This is a genomic window from Nocardia caishijiensis NBRC 108228 (genome assembly GCF_001612825.1).
Lineage (GTDB): Bacteria > Actinomycetota > Actinomycetes > Mycobacteriales > Mycobacteriaceae > Nocardia > Nocardia caishijiensis.
This window is the reverse complement of record NZ_BDBE01000026.1, coordinates 19,987-38,681: the sequence shown is the minus strand read 5'-3', so window position 1 is coordinate 38,681 and position 18,695 is coordinate 19,987. Positions and strand designations below refer to the sequence as shown.

21 protein-coding genes and 1 pseudogene are annotated in these 18,695 nt (G+C 68.0%); 8 read left to right on the top strand and 14 right to left on the bottom strand.

Annotated elements, in window-relative coordinates; translation table 11 throughout:
* Positions 1-7 precede the first annotated feature (7 nt).
* From NC7_RS30405 to NC7_RS10310, 4 genes and pseudogenes are all read right to left on the bottom strand, one after another.
* Positions 8-128, bottom strand: a pseudogene (locus NC7_RS30405) (3-oxoadipyl-CoA thiolase); the annotation flags it as partial.
* The gene (locus NC7_RS10320; RefSeq protein ID WP_067981369.1) at positions 128-1,285 is read right to left on the bottom strand and encodes an acyl-CoA dehydrogenase family protein; all 1,158 of its coding nucleotides are present in this window, start codon (positions 1,283-1,285) and stop codon (positions 128-130) included. The pseudogene NC7_RS30405 and the gene NC7_RS10320, both read right to left, overlap by 1 nt.
* A gap of 15 nt (positions 1,286-1,300) precedes the next feature.
* On the bottom strand, positions 1,301-2,053 hold the full coding sequence (gene fabG / locus NC7_RS10315) for a 3-oxoacyl-ACP reductase FabG (RefSeq protein ID WP_067981368.1): 753 nt from the start codon (positions 2,051-2,053) through the stop codon (positions 1,301-1,303).
* A 16-nt stretch (positions 2,054-2,069) separates the two neighbouring features.
* The gene (locus NC7_RS10310; protein WP_067981367.1) at positions 2,070-3,221 is read right to left on the bottom strand and encodes an acyl-CoA dehydrogenase family protein; all 1,152 of its coding nucleotides are present in this window, start codon (positions 3,219-3,221) and stop codon (positions 2,070-2,072) included.
* Between the two features lie 136 nt (positions 3,222-3,357).
* Between NC7_RS10310 and NC7_RS10305 the strand changes: the two genes are divergently transcribed.
* On the top strand, positions 3,358-3,993 hold the full coding sequence (locus NC7_RS10305; protein WP_067981366.1) for a TetR/AcrR family transcriptional regulator: 636 nt from the start codon (positions 3,358-3,360) through the stop codon (positions 3,991-3,993).
* Between the two features lie 111 nt (positions 3,994-4,104).
* Here the strand turns inward: NC7_RS10305 and pafA are convergent, their stop codons facing one another.
* From pafA to dop, 5 genes are all read right to left on the bottom strand, one after another.
* Positions 4,105-5,463, bottom strand: coding sequence for a Pup--protein ligase (gene pafA, locus NC7_RS10300; protein WP_201449864.1), 1,359 nt, complete (start codon positions 5,461-5,463; stop codon positions 4,105-4,107).
* A 164-nt stretch (positions 5,464-5,627) separates the two neighbouring features.
* The gene (prcA, locus tag NC7_RS10295; protein WP_067981364.1) at positions 5,628-6,395 is read right to left on the bottom strand and encodes a proteasome subunit alpha; all 768 of its coding nucleotides are present in this window, start codon (positions 6,393-6,395) and stop codon (positions 5,628-5,630) included.
* Positions 6,392-7,234, bottom strand: coding sequence for a proteasome subunit beta (gene prcB, locus NC7_RS10290; protein ID WP_067981363.1), 843 nt, complete (start codon positions 7,232-7,234; stop codon positions 6,392-6,394). Before prcB ends, prcA begins: the two co-directional genes overlap by 4 nt.
* Entirely contained in the window at positions 7,231-7,425 is a 195-nt protein-coding gene (locus NC7_RS10285; RefSeq protein ID WP_067492090.1) for a ubiquitin-like protein Pup, read from the bottom strand. Before NC7_RS10285 ends, prcB begins: the two co-directional genes overlap by 4 nt.
* A 117-nt stretch (positions 7,426-7,542) precedes the next feature.
* Positions 7,543-9,042 (bottom strand): depupylase/deamidase Dop, encoded by a 1,500-nt coding sequence (gene dop, locus NC7_RS10280; protein WP_067635717.1) that lies wholly within the window; start codon positions 9,040-9,042, stop codon positions 7,543-7,545.
* A 161-nt stretch (positions 9,043-9,203) separates the two neighbouring features.
* Here dop and NC7_RS10275 point away from each other — a divergent pair, with 161 nt between their 5' ends.
* Complete coding sequence (locus NC7_RS10275) at positions 9,204-10,391, top strand: DUF418 domain-containing protein (protein WP_084458323.1); 1,188 nt, start codon at positions 9,204-9,206, stop codon at positions 10,389-10,391.
* Positions 10,392-10,394: 3 nt separating this feature from the next.
* Here the strand turns inward: NC7_RS10275 and NC7_RS10270 are convergent, their stop codons facing one another.
* Positions 10,395-11,126 carry a TetR/AcrR family transcriptional regulator gene (locus NC7_RS10270; protein ID WP_067981419.1) on the bottom strand — a complete coding sequence of 244 codons (732 nt, stop codon included), beginning with the start codon at positions 11,124-11,126 and terminating at the stop codon, positions 10,395-10,397.
* A gap of 85 nt (positions 11,127-11,211) precedes the next feature.
* Here NC7_RS10270 and NC7_RS10265 point away from each other — a divergent pair, with 85 nt between their 5' ends.
* From NC7_RS10265 to NC7_RS10255, 3 genes are all read left to right on the top strand, one after another.
* A complete protein-coding gene (locus NC7_RS10265) occupies positions 11,212-11,574 on the top strand; it encodes a DUF6412 domain-containing protein (RefSeq protein ID WP_255285050.1) in 363 nt (120 codons plus the stop codon).
* 81 nt (positions 11,575-11,655) lie between these two features.
* Positions 11,656-12,501 carry a membrane protein insertase YidC gene (yidC, locus tag NC7_RS10260; protein ID WP_084458307.1) on the top strand — a complete coding sequence of 282 codons (846 nt, stop codon included), beginning with the start codon at positions 11,656-11,658 and terminating at the stop codon, positions 12,499-12,501.
* A 9-nt stretch (positions 12,502-12,510) separates the two neighbouring features.
* Positions 12,511-13,062: an NUDIX hydrolase gene (locus NC7_RS10255; RefSeq protein WP_067981361.1), complete on the top strand. Its 552-nt coding sequence runs from the start codon at positions 12,511-12,513 to the stop codon at positions 13,060-13,062.
* A gap of 3 nt (positions 13,063-13,065) precedes the next feature.
* On the opposite strand, the gene NC7_RS10250 is transcribed toward NC7_RS10255, so the two are convergent.
* Positions 13,066-13,374, bottom strand: coding sequence for a hypothetical protein (locus tag NC7_RS10250; RefSeq protein WP_067981360.1), 309 nt, complete (start codon positions 13,372-13,374; stop codon positions 13,066-13,068).
* Between the two features lie 169 nt (positions 13,375-13,543).
* Positions 13,544-13,912 (bottom strand): arsenate reductase family protein, encoded by a 369-nt coding sequence (locus tag NC7_RS10245; RefSeq protein ID WP_067981359.1) that lies wholly within the window; start codon positions 13,910-13,912, stop codon positions 13,544-13,546.
* A gap of 94 nt (positions 13,913-14,006) precedes the next feature.
* Here NC7_RS10245 and NC7_RS10240 point away from each other — a divergent pair, with 94 nt between their 5' ends.
* Positions 14,007-14,504 (top strand): nitroreductase/quinone reductase family protein, encoded by a 498-nt coding sequence (locus NC7_RS10240; RefSeq protein WP_157101930.1) that lies wholly within the window; start codon positions 14,007-14,009, stop codon positions 14,502-14,504.
* 88 nt (positions 14,505-14,592) lie between these two features.
* Positions 14,593-15,279 (top strand): peptidylprolyl isomerase, encoded by a 687-nt coding sequence (locus NC7_RS10235; RefSeq protein WP_067981357.1) that lies wholly within the window; start codon positions 14,593-14,595, stop codon positions 15,277-15,279.
* 310 nt (positions 15,280-15,589) lie between these two features.
* Here NC7_RS10235 and arc read toward each other — a convergent pair whose 3' ends face one another.
* On the bottom strand, positions 15,590-17,350 hold the full coding sequence (gene arc / locus NC7_RS10230) for a proteasome ATPase (protein ID WP_067981356.1): 1,761 nt from the start codon (positions 17,348-17,350) through the stop codon (positions 15,590-15,592).
* A gap of 201 nt (positions 17,351-17,551) precedes the next feature.
* On the opposite strand from arc, the gene NC7_RS10225 reads away from it, so the two are divergent.
* Complete coding sequence (locus tag NC7_RS10225; RefSeq protein ID WP_067981355.1) at positions 17,552-18,073, top strand: WKL family lipoprotein; 522 nt, start codon at positions 17,552-17,554, stop codon at positions 18,071-18,073.
* 65 nt (positions 18,074-18,138) lie between these two features.
* Here the strand turns inward: NC7_RS10225 and NC7_RS10220 are convergent, their stop codons facing one another.
* Positions 18,139-18,648 carry a DUF4442 domain-containing protein gene (locus NC7_RS10220; protein ID WP_159372855.1) on the bottom strand — a complete coding sequence of 170 codons (510 nt, stop codon included), beginning with the start codon at positions 18,646-18,648 and terminating at the stop codon, positions 18,139-18,141.
* Between the last annotated feature and the right edge of the window lie 47 nt (positions 18,649-18,695).

Genomic DNA, 18,695 nt, shown 5'->3' with positions numbered 1-18,695 from the left:
GCCGGTAACCGTCGCACCAGGGCAGAAATCACATGGGCGGCCAGGTCGTCGGGCCGCACCTCGGCCAGTGCGCCACCGTAGCGGCCGAAGGGAGTTCGCACACCGTCGACCAGGTACGCGGGGGCCATCACAAACCCATGTTCTTGGCGATGATCATCTTCATCACCTCACTCGTGCCGCCGTAGATCCGGTTCACCCGGTTGTCGGCGTACAAGCGCGCCACCGGGTATTCGGTGATGTAGCCGTAGCCGCCGTGCAGTTGCAGGCAGCGGTCGATCACCCGCGAGGCCACCTCGGTGCAGAACAGCTTGGCCGACGCGGCGTCGGCGGGGGTGAGCTCACCGCTGTCGAGCGCTTCGAGGGCCCGGTCCACCACCGCTTCGGCCGCGTCGACCTCGGCCTGGCAGGCGGCCAGCTCGAACTTGGTGTTCTGGAACTGCGCCACCGGCTGACCGAAAACCATGCGGTCCCTGGTGTATTCGACGGCGAACCGGATCGCCGCCTTCGCCTGCGCGTAGGCACCGAGCGCGATCGACAGCCGTTCCTGGGGCAGATTCTGCCCCAGATAATCGAAACCCTGGTGCGGCTCACCCAGCAGATCCGACACCGGCACCCGCACATCGGTGAAGGACAGTTCCGCCGTATCGGACACCTTCAGCCCGAGCTTGTCCAGCTTGCGCCCGACCGCGTATCCCGGCGAGGTCGTGTCGACCGCGAACAGCGAGATCCCGTGTCTGCGATCGGTATCCGAGGGCGGCGCGGTGCGCGCGCAGACGATCACGCGATCGGCGTGTACTCCGCCGGTGATGAACGTCTTCGCGCCGTTGAGCACATAATGCGTACCGTCCTCGGACAACTGGGCGGTCGTGCGCATTCCGGCGAGGTCGGAGCCGGTGCCCGGCTCGGTCATGGCGATGGCGAACATGATCTCGCCCGACACGAAACCCGGCAGCCAGCATTGCTTCTGTGCCTCGGTGGCGAGGTTCTTCAGATAGGGCAGGCACAGCCCCACGTGCACACCGGACCCACCGAAAGACACACCCGCACGGGCCGTTTCCTCGAGCAGGACGGCCTGGAACTTGAACGAATCGATACCGGCGCCACCGTATTCCTCGGGCACCTCGATTCCGAACACACCCAGCTCGGCCAGCTCACGGTAGAACTCGCGCGGCACGATGCCCGCCTCGTACCACTGGTCGTACACGGGAACGACCCGCGACTCGACGAACGCGCGCACCGTTTTACGGAACGCTTCGTGCTCGTCGGTGAAAACTGTTCGCTGCATGATGATCTCCGCGATTCAGAGACGGCGTCCGCCGTCGACGTACAGGGTTTGCCCGGTGACGAATCCGGCGTCGTCGGAGGCCAGGAACGCGACCACGTTCGCGATGTCGGCGGGGGTGCCGACGCGCCGCAACGGCGTGATCTCGGCGGTCTTGGCCTGCAAGTCCTCGGCGCGCACACCCATCCGTTCGGCAGTGGCCGCGGTCATCTCGGTAGCGATGAAGCCCGGCGCCACCGCGTTGACCCGGATACCGAACGGGCCGAGTTCCATCGCCAGCGTCCGGGTGAGTCCCTGGATACCTGCCTTGGCCGCGGCGTAGTTGGCCTGGCCGCGATTGCCGAGCGCCGACACACTCGAGGTGTTGACGATGGCCCCACTTCTGTTGTCCACCATGTGTTTCTGCGCGGCCCGGCTGCACAGGAACGCGCCGCGCAGGTGCACGGCCAGCACGGTGTCCCAGTCGTCGAGCGACATCTTGAACAGCAGGTTGTCGCGCAACACGCCCGCGTTGTTCACCAGGACATCGAGGGAACCGAGGTCGGTGACCGTGCGCGCCACCGCCTCGGCGACCTGGGTCTCGTCGGCGACGTCGCAGCCGATGCCGATGGCGGTGCCGCCCGAGGCGTTGATCTTTCCGGCGGCCATGACCGCGGCGTCGGGGTCGAGGTCGACGACGGCCACCGCGCAGCCGTCCTCGGCGAGGCGGGCCGCGGTCGCCGCGCCGATGCCGCGCGCGGCGCCGGTCACGAAGGCGGTTCTCGAAGGCATGGGGTGTACTCCTGTGTCAGACGATGGCATTGACGCCGGTGAGGGCGCGGCCGATGAGCAGTTTCTGGATCTGGGTCGTGCCCTCGTAGAGGGTCAGCACGCGGGCGTCGCGCAGGTATTTGGCGACGGGATATTCGTCGATGTAGCCGTAACCGCCGAACACCTGGATGGCGTTGTTCGCGGCCTTCACGGCGGTTTCGGAGGCGAACAGCTTCGCCATCGACGCGGCCGTGCCGAACGACTCGCCCCGGTCGACCAGGTCGGCGGCACGCCAGGCGAGCAGTCGCGCGGCGTCGGTCTCGACGGCGATATCGGCGAGCAGCTCCTGCACGAGCTGGTATCCCGCGATCGGTTTGCCGAACTGTTCGCGTTCACCGGCGTAGCGCACCGAGGCCTCGAGGCAGGCCCTGGCGACACCGACGCACCCGGCGGCGACACCGATGCGGCCTTTGTCCAGCGCGCCCATCGCGATGCGGAAGCCCTGGCCGAGCTCACCCAACCGGTTCGCGTCGGGCACCCGGACACCGTCGAGAACGAGTTCGGCGGTGGCCTGACCACGCAGCCCGAGTTTGCCCTTGATCTCGGTCCGGCCGAAACCCGGTGCGTCGGTTGGCACCAGGAACGCGGTGATGCCTTTCGGCCCGGGCCCACCGGTGCGGGCGAACACCAGCGCGACATCGGCCCAGGTTCCGTTGGTGATGAAGATCTTCGTGCCGGAGATGACCCAGTCCGCGCCCTCGCGCGTCGCGCGGGTGATCAATCCCGCCGCGTCGGAGCCGGTGCCCGGCTCGGTGAGCGCGAAGCAGCCAAGCCTCTGGCCCTCGCACAGCGACGGCAGGAACCGACGCTTCTGTTCCTCGGTGCCGTAGGCCGCGATGGACTTGCCGACCAGGCCGAGTGAGACCGACACGATGCCACGCACCGCGCTGTCACCGCGACCGAGTTCCTCGAGCAACACGCAGTAGGCGAGCATGTCGCCTCCGGAACCGCCGTATTCCTCGTCGATCCCGATGCCGAGGAATCCCATCGCACCGAGCTTGCCGACGATCGCCGGATCCACCGACTCGTCGCGATCCCACCGCGTCGCGTGCGGAACGACCTCCTTGTCCACCCAGGTACGGGCGAGATCGCGCAGATCGCTGTGCGCCGACGAGAGTTCGAAATCCACGGGACACTCCTGAACCAAACAGCGTTAGGTTTACTCGGGCACCGTATCCTAACGCCGTTCGGACAATCAAGAGGTGTGGTCGTTCTCGGTGATACGGTTCGTGTCCCGAGGAATTCGCCGCAGGAGAGGACAACGCATGGCCAGGCCGCGCGTACCGCTGTTGAGCCGCGATCGCATCCGCGACGCCGCGCTGGCCCTGATCGACCGTGACGGCTTGGCCGAGGTCTCCATGCGCAAACTGGCCGCCGAACTGGGTGTCCAGGCCGCCTCGCTCTACGGCCACTACCCCAACAAGGACGAACTGCTCGACGACATCGCCGCCCGGGTCATGAGCCGCGTCGACACCTCCGCCTTCGACTCGGCGCCCTGGGACGAGGCCTTGGCGTCCTGGGCCCGCAGCTACCGGACAGCCCTGGCCACCCACCCCAACTTCGTGCCCTATCTCGCCGCGGGACCCGGCCGCCGGGCCGAGAACCTGCGCGCGGCCGACGCCGTCCACGGCGGCCTGGTCGGGGCAGGCTGGCCCCCGCGTTACGCGACGATGATCGGCGCGGCCACCCGGTACCTGGTCATGGGATCCACCGTCGGCTCGTTCGCCGGTGGGTTCGCCGATGATGTACAGGTCTACCGTGACCGGTATCCGCACCTGAACCAGGCTCACCTGTTGCGCGCGATCGCGGACGAAATCGACGACGACAGTTTCGAATTGGCGCTCACCGCCTTCATCGGCGGGCTACGGACCACCTACGTCACGGTCGTTTCGACCGGCTGAACGAACAACGGGAACCGGTGCCCCTCCAGCGGACACACAAAACCGGTGGCGCCTACGCGATCGCTCCCACGCGCCACCGGTTTTGTCGGCCCCCCGCCTGTGGGGGTTCGCCTACATCGAGGCGATGAGTCGGTCGACGCGTTCGTCGACCGACCGGAACGGATCCTTGCACAGCACCGTGCGCTGCGCCTGGTCGTTCAGCTTCAGGTGCACCCAGTCGACGGTGAAGTCGCGACCGGCCTCCTGCGCGGCGGTGATGAAGTCGCCACGCAGTTTGGCGCGGGTGGTCTGCGGCGGGGTCTCGACGGCCGCGTCGACCGCCTCGTCCTCGGTGATCCGCTTGGCCAGGCCCCTGCGTTGCAGCAGGTCGAAGACGCCGCGGCCGCGCTTGATGTCGTGGTAGGCCAGGTCGAGCTGGGCGATCTTGGGATCGGACAACTCCATGCTGTACCGATCCTGGTACCGCTGGAACAGCTTGCGCTTGATCACCCAGTCGATCTCGGTGTCGACCTTGGCGAAGTCCTGCGCCTCGACCGCGTCCAGGGTGCGGCCCCAGAGGTCGACGACGGCGTCGATCTGCGGGTCGCGGTCCCGGTTGCGCAGGTGGTCCACGGCGCGCGCGTAGTACTCGCGCTGGATCTCGAGCGCGCTGGCCTGACGTCCACCGGCGAGCCGCACCGGTCGGCGACCGGTGAGGTCGTGGCTCACCTCACGAATGGCACGGATGGGGTTGTCGAGGGCGAAGTCGCGGAACGACACCCCGGCCTCGATCATCTCCAGCACCAGCGACGCCGTGCCCACCTTGAGCATCGTGGTCGGTTCGGCCATGTTCGAGTCGCCGACGATCACGTGCAGGCGCCGGTACTTCTCGGCGTCGGCGTGCGGTTCGTCGCGAGTGTTGATGATCGGACGCGACCGGGTGGTCGCCGAGGAGACGCCCTCCCAGATGTGTTCGGCGCGCTGCGAGAGGCAGAAGGTGGCCGCCTTCGGCGTCTGCAGGACCTTGCCCGCACCGCAGATGAGCTGACGCGTCACCAGGAACGGCAACAGCACATCCGAGATCCGGGAGAACTCGCCCGCGCGCACCACGAGGAAGTTCTCGTGGCAGCCGTAGGAGTTGCCCGCGGAGTCGGTGTTGTTCTTGAACAGGTAGATGTCGCCGCCGATGCCTTCTTCGGCCAACCGCTGTTCGGCGTCGATGAGCAGCTCCTCGAGCACCCGCTCACCGGCCCGGTCGTGGGTGACCAGCTGCACCAGGCTGTCACATTCGGCCGTGGCGTACTCGGGATGCGATCCGACGTCGAGGTACAACCTGGCACCGTTGCGAAGGAAGACATTAGAGCTACGGCCCCAGGACACCACCCGGCGGAACAGGTACCGGGCCACCTCGTCGGGGGACAGCCGACGGTGACCGTGGAAGGTGCATGTCACACCGAACTCGGTCTCGATCCCCATGATTCGTCGCTGCACACCATCGACACTACAGCCATGACCGATGCCCGCGCGGCGCTCTGAGATCCCATTCGCATACGTGTTCACAACGATTCGGACAGCGAAGGAGTTTCTGCCCACCACGAGGTCGGGCCCGTGAACCGAGGTGGTTCACGGGCCCGATCGCGATCTCGACGCAGGCGTCAGCCGTCCGAACCGTCCTCGGGTTCGGGCAGCTTCGCCTCGGTCACCTTCTTGCCGGTGGTCCCGGCCAGTGCCTGCTCGAGCGGAGCGCCCTGCAGGCGCCGGAACGCCCGGCGCGGACGTGCCTGTTCGAGGGTGGCCACCTCGAGCGAGGAGACACCGAGCGAACGCTTGTCCTTGTCGGCTTCGGGCTGACCGGCCTGCAAGGCGCCGATCGCCACCTTCAGCGCCTCGTCCAGGGTGAGCCCCGGCTTGTAGGCGGCCTTGAGGGCGGTGACGATGGGTTCGGTGGTGCCACCCATCACGACGAACTCACGTTCGTCGACGATCGACCCGTCGAAGGTGATCCGGTACAGCACCGAGGTGGGTGCCTGTTCCGGATACCCGACCTCGGCCACACACAGCTCCACCTCGTAGGGCTTGAGCTGATCGGTGAAGATCGAACCCAGGCTCTGGGCGTAGAGGTTGGCCAGCGACCGACCGGTGACGTCGCGCCGGTCGTACTGGTAGCCCTTCAGGTCGGCCTGCAGGATGCCGCCCCGACGCAGTGCCTCGAACTCGTTGTACTTACCGACCGCGGCGAAACCGATGCGGTCGTAGAGCTCGCTGATCTTGTGCAGGGTCGCCGACGGATTCTCCGCGACGAACAGCACACCCTTGTCGTACACCAGCACGACCACGCTACGACCACGACCGATGCCCTTGCGAGCCAGTTCGGTCTTGTCCCGCATGATCTGCTCGGCGGACGCGTAGTAAGGCAGCGTCATGCGCTGGCACCCCCGTTCACTGCGGCCTCCCGGTCGGCGGCGATCGCCGCGGCGACCGCACCGAGCCGTTCCTCGGTGACCTCGACCGCGCCCTCGGCGTCGATGGTCACCACCGTCGGATAGATCCCGCGCAATGCGTCGGGTCCGCCGGTGGCGGTGTCGTCGTCGGCCGCGTCGACCAGCGACTCCACCGCGATCCGCAGTGCCTGATCCGCGTCGAGTCCGCGCCGGTAGAGCTTCTTGAGCGAGGACTTGGCGAAGTTCGAACCCGAACCGACGGCGGTGTAGCCGAAGCGTTCCTCGCTGCGCGAACCGACTACGTCGTAGGACACGATGCGTCCGGCCTTGTCGGGGTCGGTCACCTGGTCGTCGTAGCCGACCAGCAGCGGGATCACCGCCAGTCCCTGCATGGCGGCGGGCAGGTTCTCGCGCACCATCTTCGACAACTTGTTGGCCTTGCCGTCGAAGGTGAGCGAGACACCTTCGATCTTCTCGTAGTACTCGAGTTCCACCGCGAACAACCGCACCATCTCCACCGCGAGCCCGGCCGTACCGGCGATGCCCGCGGCCGAGAAGGTGTCGGTGATGTAGACCTTCTCCATGTCGCGCGAGGCCACCAGGTTGCCCTGGGTGGCCCGGCGGTCGCCCGCGATCAGCACACCGCCGCGGTAGTTCACCGCGACGATGGTGGTGCCGTGCGGCGCGAAATCCGCCCCGGCGAGTTCGCTGCCGCCGAACCTGTTGGCGGGCAACAGGTCCGGCGCGTGCATGCGGAGATGTTCGGTGAACGAGGACAGCGTCTGACCTGCGTTCAGACGCAACGGGTCACCTGGGGTCACTGGCCGCCCTTCTGCACATATGCCCGCACGAAGTCCTCGGCGTTCTCCTCGAGCACATCATCGATCTCGTCGAGCAGGTCGTCGGTTTCCTCCGCGAGCTTCTCGCGCCGCTCCTGTCCTGCCGCACCGTCGCCCTCGGGGCCCTCGTCCTCGTCGCCACCCCCGGCGCGCTTGGTCTGCTCTTGTGCCATGGCAGCCGACCTCCTCTTCCACTCAATGATCGTGCTCGTTCTTCAACCCTACCGAGCGGATCCGACAACATGGTCGATTAGCGACCGTATTGTCGCCCGGTCGTGCCGGTGATCGCCTCAGTGGGTGAGCTGTTCGACGAGATCGGCCGCCGATTCCGCCGCCTCGAGCAGCTTACCGACGTGGGCTTTCGTGCCGCGCCGTGGCTCGAGCGTCGGGATGCGGACCAGCGAGTCGCCGCCGAGATCGAAGATCACCGAATCCCAACTGGCGGCGGCGATATCGGCACCGAAGCGACGCAGGCACTCACCGCGGAAGTACGCCCGGGTGTTGGTCGGCGGGTTGGTCATCGCGTCGAGCACGTCCTGCTCGCTGACCAGGCGTTTCATCGACCCCCGTGCCACCAGGCGGTTGTAGAGTCCCTTGTCCAGGCGCACATCGGAGTACTGCAGGTCCATCAGGTGCAGTTTCGGCGCGGCCCAGCCCAGGCCCTCACGGCTGCGCATGCCCTCGAGCAGGCGGAGCTTGGCGGGCCAGTCGAGCAGGTTGGCGCATTCCATCGGGTCGCGCTCGAGCAGGTCGAGCACCATGGCCCAGTTCTCCACGATGTCGCGTACGCGTGGGTCGTCGTTGCCTTCGCGGTCGATGAACTTCGCGACCCGCTCGTGGTAGAGACGTTGCAGCGCAAGGCCGGTCAGCTCGCGGCCGTCGGCGAGCGCGACGGTGGCGCGCAGGGTGGGATCGTGGCTGATCTGGTGCACGGCGGTGACGGGGCGGGCCAGCTGGAACTCCGAGAGGTCCTCGCCCGCCTCGATCAGGTCGAGCACCAGCGCGGTGGTGCCGACCTTGAGGTAGGTCGACATCTCGGCCAGGTTGGCGTCACCGATGATCACGTGCAGGCGCCGGTACTTGTCGGCGTCGGCGTGCGGTTCGTCGCGGGTGTTGATGATGCCGCGCTTGAGGGTGGTCTCGAGACCGACCTCGACCTCGATGTAGTCGGCGCGCTGGGACAGCTGGAAGCCCGCGTGGTCACCGGACTGGCCGATGCCGACCCGGCCGGAACCACAGATCACCTGCCGGGAGACGAAGAACGGGGTGAGACCGGCGATGATGTGGCTGAACGGCGTATCGCGGTTCATCAGGTAGTTCTCGTGGGTGCCGTAGGAGGCGCCCTTGCCGTCGACGTTGTTCTTGTACAGCTGTAGGCGCGGGGCACCGGGCACGCTGGAGGCGTGGCGTGCGGCGGCCTCCATCACCCGTTCGCCCGCCTTGTCCCAGATGACGGCGTCGAGCGGATCGACGACCTCGGGCGCGGAGTACTCCGGGTGGGCGTGGTCGACGTAGAGCCGGGCCCCGTTGGTGAGGATCATGTTGGCCGCGCCGACCTCGTCGGCGTCGATGACCGGGGCGGGCCCGCTCATCCGGCTGAGGTCGAAACCACGCGCGTCTCGCAGCGGGGATTCCACCTCGTAGTCCCAGCGGGTGCGCTTGGCGCGCGGCACCCCTTCGGCGGCCGCGTAGGCGAGAACGGCCTGGGTGGAGGTGAGGATCGGGTTGGCCGTCGGCTCCGTGGGGGTCGAGATGCCGTACTCGACCTCGATTCCGATGATGCGCTGCATGCTGTCGAGCCTAGGCGACGTGCCACCCTCGCACCGTCATCTCGGTCGCACGGGGTCGGTCCAGCACGACCACGGACCGGCGGGCACGTCCCCCGGATGGGGGACCCGCGGTGGTCCTCGTGGGCGATCCGGACCGCACCGACGCTCGCGATACTCGGATCATGAGCGAGATCATGACGCAGACCGGTACCGAGACCGTGGCAGTCGTCGGGTCCCGGCGACTACCCGCGCTGGACGTCCTGCGCGGCATCGCGATCCTCGGCACGCTCGGCACCAATGTCTGGATCTTCACCGATCCCCTCGGTCTGGTCGGGTACCTGGACGGACTCGGCGCGGCCGCGGGGAGCGGTTGGATGTGGACCGAGCGGGTACTGCAGCAGATCGCGCAGGGCAAGTTTCTCGGCCTGCTCACGGTGATGTTCGGGATCGGGCTGGCGATCCAGCAGGATTCCGCCCGTCGGGCGGGCCGTCGCTGGCCGGGGAAGTATCCGATCCGGGCGGCCTTGCTGTTCCTGGACGGATTGCTGAACTTCCTGCTCGTCGCGGAGTTCGACGTGCTGATGGGGTACGCCGTCACCGGCCTGGTCGTGGCCTACCTGCTGGCGACGAGTGACCGCGCGCAACGCCGTTGGGTGATCGCGGCGACCGCCGTACACGTGACCGTGCTGACGCTGCTCGCCGCCGCCCTGGCCTTCGAACCGGGCGATACCCGAGGCGCACCGTCGACGCTCGACCCGAATCCCTATGCCGACGGGTCGTTCTGGGACCTGGTCGCGTTCCGGGCCGACCATGCCTTCACGTTCCGCATCGAGGCGATCTTCGTCTTCCCGATGTCGGTCGCGCTGTTCCTGCTCGGCGCCCGCCTCTACCGCGCGGGAGTGTTCCGCGCCGAGGGGGCGCGACTTCGCCGGTGGCTCATGGTGATCGGCTTCGGGGTCGCCGCCCCCGTGGACTTCGTCGTCGGTGTGTTCGGCGGTGGCGATCTGGTGCTGTTCACCCGGTACGGGACCGCACCGTTCGTGGCACTCGGCATCCTCGCGGCCGTCGCCGCCTACTACCTGCGTGATCCGCGCGTCGGTTTCGCCGGGGCACGCCTGAGCGAGGTCGGCCGGACGGCGCTCAGCTGCTACATCCTGCAGAACCTGATCGCCGGATTCCTCTGCTACGGCTGGGGTTTCGGGCTGGCGGCGCAGGTGTCCGAGAGTGCGCGTGTGCCGTTCACCATCGGGATCTACGCGCTGACGGTCGCCCTCATCGTCTGCTGCGCCCACCTGTGGTTGCGACGGTTCGAGCGCGGGCCGGTGGAGTGGCTGTGGCACCGCACCTATCGCGCACTCGCCGGTGTCTGAGGCTCAGCGCAGCCGGTCCTCGGGCGGCGGGGCCGCCTCGGGGGCGACGAGTAGGTCGGCCACGAGCGAATCGCGTTGCAACGGCACACCGAGGCTGCGCGCGTTGCCCTCCAGCAGCGACAGCACCGATTCGGTGAGGATGCCCTGGATCTGCTCGGTGCCGAGCACCGGTTCGGGTTCGGCGCGCCACCCGGCGACCACCGCGTCGACCAGACCGACCACGGCGAAGGCCATCGGCCGGGCACGCGCCGGGTCGATCCCGAAGCGGGCCAGAGTCGCCGAGAACATGTCGGCCAGTTGACCACCCATCTCCCGACCCGCGGGCGACAGCGTCGGAGCCCCTTCCACCTGCGGCGCGGCGTCGCTGAGGAACCGGTGCAGGTTCGGATGACGTTCGATCCAGCCGAGATAGGTGCGGATCACCGCGCGCGCCACCTCTTTGAGGGTGCCGTCGGGGCGCAGGGTGGGCAGCAGCTCGTCGAGCAGCAGATCGAGGATGCGCCTGCGGGCCAGGGCGTCGAGTTCGGAGCGTCCGCCGACGTGCCGGTAGACCACCGGCCTCGGCAGTCCGAGGTGCTCGGCGATCAGCTGCACCGAGATCTCACTGCCGTGTTCCTCGATCACCTCGATCGCGGCATCGATCATCTCCGTGCGGCGGCGGGCCTTGTGCCCCTCCCAGCGGGTGGCACGCCCGTCCCCTGCGGTCTGTTCGGCCTGCGCGGATGATGCGGTCACAGTGCCAACGATACGCGGCACAGAACTGACCGTGACATCACGTACCAGGAACAGGCGACCACGGTCCGGTTCCTCCGCGAGCGTAGTGCGCCGGACAGCGATCGTCGACACCGGGGCACCGTGCGGCGAGGGCGGTATGCTCGGCGACGTGCAGGCACGGGCGATGATTCTGGCGTACGCGGTTCTCGCGTGCGTGCTGCCCGCCTTCGTCCTCATGACCGCCCCGGGCGGCGGGACCGCGCGCATGCTCGCCTTCGGCGCGCTGGCCGCTGCCATGGTGTGCGCGCTGGTCGCCGTCACCAGCGGTCGCCGCGTGCCCGTTCGCGTCGCCTGCGCGGGGCCGCCCCGTTCGGCGCAGCGCAGGCTGCGTGGCGCGTTCCTGCCGCAGAGCAATCCGGACGGCGCCGGTCGTCCACGTCCTCGGGCACCAGGAGTCGATCGCCACTGACAGGCCCCCGGCCTGTCGGATTCCGTGATCCCACTCCCCTGCCGTGCCGTCGCGCACGCCTCTCGGACAGGTCTTCCCGTCATGCTCGATTTCGTGTACTTTCCCGTGTCCGCGCTCCTGTGGTGCTGGCATCAACTTCTCGCCCTCACGTTCGGGCCCGCCACCGGCCTCACCTGGGTGATCGCCGTCGTCGCACTCGTTGTCACCGTGCGCGCACTGCTGATCAGGACCGCGCTGCGCCAAGCCCGCTCACACGCGGTTCTGCGCACACTGCAACCACGCATCGACCGCATCCGCAGCGCCCACAAGGACGATCCGCGCGCGCAGGCCACGGCGATCCGGCAGTTGCACCGCGAGCACGGTGTCCGCGTGTTCGCGGGTTTCGGCCCGATGATCGCGCAGGCCCTGGTCTTCCTCGGGCTGTTCCATGTGCTGCGTTCGTTCGATCGGACCGCGGCGTTCGCCGTCGGGCCGTTCACGTCGACGAGTTCGCCCCTTTCCCCCGAGATCAACGCCGCCACCGCGAACTACTTCTTCAGCGCCGACGAGGTGCGCGCGTTTCTCGACGCCCGCCTGTTCGGGGTGCCGCTCTCGGCGACGTCGACCGGGGCGGGCGCGTCGGCGGCGCTGCTGGCGGTGGTGCTGGTGGTGACCGCCGCGCTCGCCGCGCACGGCACCGCCCGCCTCACGCCGGTCCCGGCCGACAACCCGACCGCCACCCTGATGCGCACGCTGTCGCTGTGGGTCTTCCCGGCGGGTGCGCTGGTGAGCGGCGCGATCCTGCCGATCGTGGTGCTGGTGTACTTCGCGGCCAACGCGCTGTGGACGCTCGCGCAGCAATTCCTGATCCGTCGAACGCTCGCGACCGAAGCGCCGGGGCGCACCTCGCGAACCGACGCCGGACCACGACGCCGCAAGGCCGGTTAGTCTCGGGCCGTGTCGCCGCATCCGGAGTCCGAACTGCTCGCCGTCTACGACGCCGCGGGTCGCGTGACCGGCGCGGCCGAGCGCGGTGTCGTCTATCGCGACGGGCTCTGGCACGCCAGCGCGGGCGTGCTCGTGCGATCCGTCGACGGCACGCGCGTGTACGTGCATCGGCGCACCGACAGCAAACTCGTGTTCGCCGGGATGCACGACTGCCTGGCGGGCGGCGTCGTCGACGCGGGCGAGGACCCGGCCGACACGGCGGTCCGCGAACTCCACGAGGAACTCGGCATCGTCGTGCCCCTCGGCACGCGCCTGCCGCTGCGCGCCACGGCGACCTGGGACGGGCTCTGGGCGGGCAGGCACCTGCGGTGTCACCTGTTCGGTTTCGAGTACCGCTACGACGGTCCGGTCCACCACCAGCCGTCCGAGATCGCGGACGGCTGGTGGTGGACCGAGGCCGAACTGCGGGCCGCGCTGAGCGACCCGACGTGGCCCTTCGTCCCCGATACACGGGCCGTCCTCGACGACCTGCTCACCGGGGACGAAGGCCCCCGAGACTGAGTGTCAGTAGACGACCACCGACCAGGTCTGCATGCTGAACGGCAGGTCACAGGCGGTTTCGGAATGCCAGCCGCCGAAGGCGGGCTGCCCGTAGCGCTCGTAGCTGCTGAACCAGTTCCACCATGCCCAGCAGGTGACGCGCACCTGATGCCACACCGGGTCACCGCACTGGGAGAAGGCGCCGGTGGCCGCGATCGGGTTCACCGAACAGTGCCCCGGCGGCGTGGCCTGTGCCGGTGCGGCGAGCATGGTCGACGCGCCGATGAGTCCGGCGGCGGTGGTCGCGACAGCGATCTTGCGAAGCGATTTCATGTCAACCTCCACGCGCGTGGTCGGGCTGCTCGGCGATCCGCAGACGTGGCCACGCTCGGTCCGAATAGGGTGCAGCGGACACGGTGTCGCGCTGATGTGAGCTACATCATCGGATCGGGTCGACGCGTTACGCCCGTGCTCGAATAGTTATCGCCGGGCAATCGCGGTGTCAGTCGAGCGCGCGCAGGGATTGCTCGTCGCGGGCCACGACGGCGCCGCCGTCGGCGGTGAGCACGATCGGCCGCTGGATGAGTTTCGGATGCTCGGCCAGCGCGGCCAACCACCGGTCCCGGTCGGCGTCGGTGCGGCCCCAGCTCGCCATGTCGAGGTCCTTGGCGATCTGCTCGCCGGTGCGGGTGATGTCCCACGGTTGCTTGCCGAGGCGGTCGAGCACGGCGCGCAGTTCCTCGACGGTCGGCGGGTCGTCGAGGTAGCGCCGCACGGTGTATTCCACGCCGTTCGCGTCGAGGTGGGCGGTGGCGTTCCGGCTCTTGGTGCACCGCGGGTTGTGCCAGATCTCGGTCTGTCCAGATGTCATGAACGCAGCCTAATCACGGCCGACGCACCGACCGCCGGGAGCGTCGCGTTGCTCGCGCTCCCGCGCAGCGCTCAACGCGCGGATACTGGACGGCATGAGCTCCCCCTCGCAAAACCCTTACGGCATACCGACAACCACCGGTCCCGAGCCGTTGCGGCCCTATCAGAACCGGATCAACTCCATCGTGCGTGGCCTGCTGAAGGTGCCGGTGCTGTCCGGCATCGTCGGCAAACGCCTGGCGACCCTGCATGTCACCGGACGCAGATCCGGCACGGTCTACGACGTTCCCGTCGCCTACACCGTGCACGAGGGCACCCTGCTCATCGGGACCGCGCTGCGCCCCTGGGTGAAGAACCTGCGCGGCGGTGCCGAGGTGCGGCTCAGTCGCGGCGCCGCGCCCGAGACCTTCACCGCCACCGTGCATTCCGACGAAGCCGCCGTGCTCGACCTGTACACCGTGATCGCCCGCGACAACAAGCAGAACGCCAAGTTCAACGGCATCGGCTACACCGCCGACGGGGAGCCGTCCAAAGCCGACATCTACCAGACGTGGCAGCAGGGCGGTGTGGTCGTCCAGCTGTCTGCGCGCTGACCACCAAAACCTGACACCGGACGGCCTCGACTGGCAGGATGCGCGGTACATCGTCCGGCAGCACCCCAGTCGAGGAGACACCGCCCAGGTGAGCAGTCATTCACAGGATCGATCCATCGGCACTGTCCGGCGCGCGCTGCTCGGCGTCGGCGTCGCCGCGGCCGCCCTGGTCGCCGTCGCGCCGGTAGCCCAGACCGCGCCGCAGCAGCAGGTGCTTCCCGGCTGCGGCCCGGCCGCACCGGGCCAGCCCAACGGCAAGCAGTGGCCCGCCGAACCCGCGCTCACGATCGACCCGACCGCCGCGTACACGGCGACCCTCGAAACCACCTGCGGCACCGTGGAGTTGGAACTCGACGCCGCCGCGGCGCCGCGCACGGTGAACTCGTTCGCGTTCCTCTCGGGTGAGGGCTACTTCGACCACACCCGGTGTCACCGGCTCACCACCGAGGGCATCTTCGTTCTGCAGTGCGGCGACCCCACCGCCACCGGCATGGGCGGCCCGGGCTACCGGTTCGGCGACGAGAACCTCGCGGGTGCGGTGTACCCGGCGGGCACCGTCGCGATGGCCAACGCGGGCCCCGGCACCAATGGCAGCCAGTTCTTCCTCGTCTACCGCGACAGCACACTGCCGCCCAACTACACCCCGTTCGGGCGGGTGGTCGCGGGCATGGACGCGCTGACCACGATCGCGAACGGTGGCGTGGCGGGTGGCGGTTCGGACGGCACCCCGCTCGCCGAGGTGGCGCTGGACCGGGTGAGCACCGCCGCGAACTGAGCGGCACGCACGAGGGCCGCGCCTCCCGGAGTGGGAGACGCGGCGCTTCGGCGTAACCGGGCTGGATCAGCCCGCGCTGATCGAGCTGAACAGGTTGGCGATCGTCTGCAGGATCACTTCGGTCAGGAAATCGGCGGCCGAACCGGACATGGCAACACTCCCTCATTACTGGTCTCCCTCACTGGGAGAGACAAGTGAAGCGTGCCCTATTCACTTATCCGCGCGCAGCGTTTCGGTGAAAAAAATCCGAACAAAACACCGATCAGGCCGTGCTCCCGCAGCGGGAACACGGCCTGACGTCAGCCGATGGTCACAGGTACTGACCGGTGTTGGACTCGGTATCGATCGCCCGGCTGGCCGAGGCGTTCTTGCCTGTCACGAGCGTGCGGATGTAGACGATCCGCTCGCCCTTCTTGCCCGAGATCCGCGCCCAGTCGTCGGGGTTGGTGGTGTTGGGCAGGTCCTCGTTCTCGGCGAACTCGTCGACGATCGAGTCGAACAGGTGCTGGATACGCAGACCGGGGTTGCCGGTGTCGAGCACCGACTTGATCGCGTACTTCTTGGCCCGGTCGACGATGTTCTGGATCATCGCGCCGGAGTTGAAGTCCTTGAAGTACAGGACTTCCTTGTCGCCGTTGGCGTAGGTGACCTCCAGGAACCGGTTGTCGTCGCTCTCGGCGTACATCCGGTCGACGACCTTCTCGATCATCGCCTCGACGCAGGCCTGCTTGTCGCCGTCGAACTCGCGCACATCGTCCTCGTGCAGCGGCAGCGTCTCGGTGAGGTACTTGGAGAAGATGTCCTGCGCCGATTCGGCGTCGGGCCGCTCGATCTTGATCTTCACGTCCAGGCGGCCGGGCCGCAGGATCGCGGGGTCGATCATGTCCTCGCGGTTGGACGCACCGATCACGATGACGTTCTCGAGCCCCTCCACACCGTCGATCTCCGAAAGCAGCTGCGGCACAACGGTGGTCTCCACATCGGAGGACACACCCGAACCGCGGGTGCGGAAGATCGAGTCCATCTCGTCGAAGAACACGATCACCGGGGTGCCCTCGGAAGCCTTCTCGCGCGCCCGCTGGAAGATGATGCGGATGTGGCGCTCGGTCTCACCGACGAACTTGTTGAGCAGCTCGGGGCCCTTGATGTTGAGGAAGAAGGACTTGGCCTCCTTGGCGTCCTCACCACGGGCTTCGGCGATCTTCTTGGCCAGCGAGTTGGCGACGGCCTTGGCGATCAGCGTCTTACCACAGCCGGGCGGGCCGTAGAGCAGCACGCCCTTGGGCGGGCGCAGCGCGTACTCACGGAACAGGTCCTTGTGCAGGAACGGCAGTTCCACCGCGTCGCGGATCTGCTCGATCTGGCGCCCGAGACCACCGATGTCGGTGTAGTCGACGTCGGGAACCTCTTCCAGCACAAGGTCTTCCACCTCGGCCTTGGGCACCCGCTCGAAGGCGAAGCCCGCCTTGGTGTCCACCAGCAGTGAATCACCCGGGCGCAGTTTGCGAATGGGCGAATCGGGGTCGTCGATGTCGTCGTACTCGGCGATCTTCGACAGCGGGCCAGACAGCCAGACCACGCGCTCCTCGTCCGCGTGGCCCACCACGAGGGCGCGGCGGCCGTCGTCGAGAATCTCTCGCAGGGTGCCGATTTCGCCGATGGCGTCGAACTTGCCCGCCTCGACCACGGTGAGTGCCTCGTTCAGGCGCACCGTCTGGCCGTACTCGAGCGTCTCGGCGTCGATGTTGGGCGAGCAGGTGAGGCGCATCTTGCGACCGGAGGTGAACACGTCGACCGTTTGATCGTCGTAGGTGTGGATGACGATGCCGTAGCCGCTCGGCGGCTGACCGAGGCGATCGACTTCCTCACGCAGGGCGATCAACTGCTGGCGCGCTTCCTTGAGCGTGTCCATCAGTTTGCCGTTGCGGATGGTCAACGAATCGATTCGTGCTTCCAATTCGCGTGCGCGATCCGGCGAGTCGGCGAGTTGCCTGCGGAGAGCAGCCGCCTCGGCGCGTACCGCCTCGAGCTCTCGCCAGGCCGCCGAATCCGAATTCTCGTTGGGGCTCATGATGCTGCTCCTCCCAGTCCCGGTCTATCAACGCTACCGGGCGCGGTCCGTTCTCGCTTTCCGACATGGTTTCGTCGTGATCACATCTTGTACGGTCGGTACGACATCAAACCACCGAATACATCCTGTTAGGCTCCCCTAAGCCCGTACGGGGCACAGGGCGGGCTACTCGCCCATCGAGCCGAAAGGTTGTCGCCGAACATGCTCCTTCCTACCCGCACGATCCGTGTCACCGTCGCTGCCGCCGCCGCGGCCCTCGCCGTCGGCCTCACCGCTTGCGGTTCCGACGATTCCTCGACGAACGCCACCAGCAGCAGTACCAGCATCTCGGCCGCTCCGTCCAGCGTTTCGACAACTCCGGCTCCCTCCGGGGACAACGCCGGGGCGCCGTCCGCCGATTCCCTGAAGGCCACCCTGGTCCAGTTCGCCGATCCCGGGTTGTCCAGCGACGAGAAGGCGAAACTGATCGTCAACGGTGAGGCGCGCAAGGCCAATATCGACCAGATGAACGGCATGCTGGCGGGCTACACCCTGACCTTCGCGGTCGACAACGTCGCGACCAGCGGCGACAAGGCCACCGCCGACGTCACCATCACCTCGCCGCACGGCACCGCGCCCGCGTTCCCGGTGACCTGGGAGCGCGTCGACGGCACCTGGAAGCTCTCCGACGCCAGCGGCTGCCTGCTCCTCGGCTTCGCGCAGGCGCCCTGCACGCCCGCCTGACGCCCCGCTCCGGCCCGGGGACCCCGATGTTCCGCCCCGGGCCGACAGGCGCCGTAGCGGCCCGCTCAGTCCCGTAGGCGGCGCACGTAGAGCGTCTGCCCGGCGCGCGCGACGAGCGTCCCGTCCCGGTCGACGATCTGCGCGGTGTGCTGGGTGAGCGACTTCGCCCCGTCGGCGGTGGTCTCCCTGATCGCCGCCACCTCCTCGGTCGACAGGGTGATCTCGGTGGCGACCGCGCCTCGGCCCGGTGTGAGGAACTCGATCGACCCGGTGGTGTTCCAGATCCGGTACCCGCGTCCGAGCTGGCCGTAGGCGAGGATCGCGAAGAACGGGTCGGTCATCGAGTACAGCGTGCCGCCGAAGGCCGCCCGGTTCGGGCTGTTGCGGTTCCACCACCGGACCGTGTAGGTGATGTGCGCCGAAGTCCAATCGGGGGCAATGCTTTTCACGCGCACGCCGCCGAACAGGTACGGCGGGAACACGTTGAACGCGGCGCGGTAGAACCGGGTCGAGCTGCCCGGGTACAAGCTTCCCGCCGACGGGTCACGCACCGGCTTCTCGGACTGATCGGTCATAGGTTCTCCCCCTCGTGTGCCGCCGGGCGGCGATCCGCCTCCGGCGC

What these genes read in the sequence shown, in the direction of transcription:
- NC7_RS10275 (WP_084458323.1), top strand. Translation starts at nt 9,204, where the DNA reads ATGAGCGAGATCATGACGCAGACCGGTACCGAGACCGTGGCAGTCGTC.
- NC7_RS10305 (WP_067981366.1), top strand. Translation starts at nt 3,358, where the DNA reads ATGGCCAGGCCGCGCGTACCGCTGTTGAGCCGCGATCGCATCCGCGAC.
- NC7_RS10320 (WP_067981369.1), bottom strand. Translation starts at nt 1,285, where the DNA reads ATGCAGCGAACAGTTTTCACCGACGAGCACGAAGCGTTCCGTAAAACG.
- dop (WP_067635717.1), bottom strand. Translation starts at nt 9,042, where the DNA reads ATGCAGCGCATCATCGGAATCGAGGTCGAGTACGGCATCTCGACCCCC.
- arc (WP_067981356.1), bottom strand. Translation starts at nt 17,350, where the DNA reads ATGAGCCCCAACGAGAATTCGGATTCGGCGGCCTGGCGAGAGCTCGAG.
- NC7_RS10240 (WP_157101930.1), top strand. Translation starts at nt 14,007, where the DNA reads ATGAGCTCCCCCTCGCAAAACCCTTACGGCATACCGACAACCACCGGT.
- NC7_RS10250 (WP_067981360.1), bottom strand. Translation starts at nt 13,374, where the DNA reads ATGAAATCGCTTCGCAAGATCGCTGTCGCGACCACCGCCGCCGGACTC.
- prcA (WP_067981364.1), bottom strand. Translation starts at nt 6,395, where the DNA reads ATGACGCTGCCTTACTACGCGTCCGCCGAGCAGATCATGCGGGACAAG.
- NC7_RS10245 (WP_067981359.1), bottom strand. Translation starts at nt 13,912, where the DNA reads ATGACATCTGGACAGACCGAGATCTGGCACAACCCGCGGTGCACCAAG.
- NC7_RS10220 (WP_159372855.1), bottom strand. Translation starts at nt 18,648, where the DNA reads ATGACCGATCAGTCCGAGAAGCCGGTGCGTGACCCGTCGGCGGGAAGC.
- NC7_RS10225 (WP_067981355.1), top strand. Translation starts at nt 17,552, where the DNA reads ATGCTCCTTCCTACCCGCACGATCCGTGTCACCGTCGCTGCCGCCGCC.
- yidC (WP_084458307.1), top strand. Translation starts at nt 11,656, where the DNA reads ATGCTCGATTTCGTGTACTTTCCCGTGTCCGCGCTCCTGTGGTGCTGG.
- NC7_RS10285 (WP_067492090.1), bottom strand. Translation starts at nt 7,425, where the DNA reads ATGGCACAAGAGCAGACCAAGCGCGCCGGGGGTGGCGACGAGGACGAG.
- fabG (WP_067981368.1), bottom strand. Translation starts at nt 2,053, where the DNA reads ATGCCTTCGAGAACCGCCTTCGTGACCGGCGCCGCGCGCGGCATCGGC.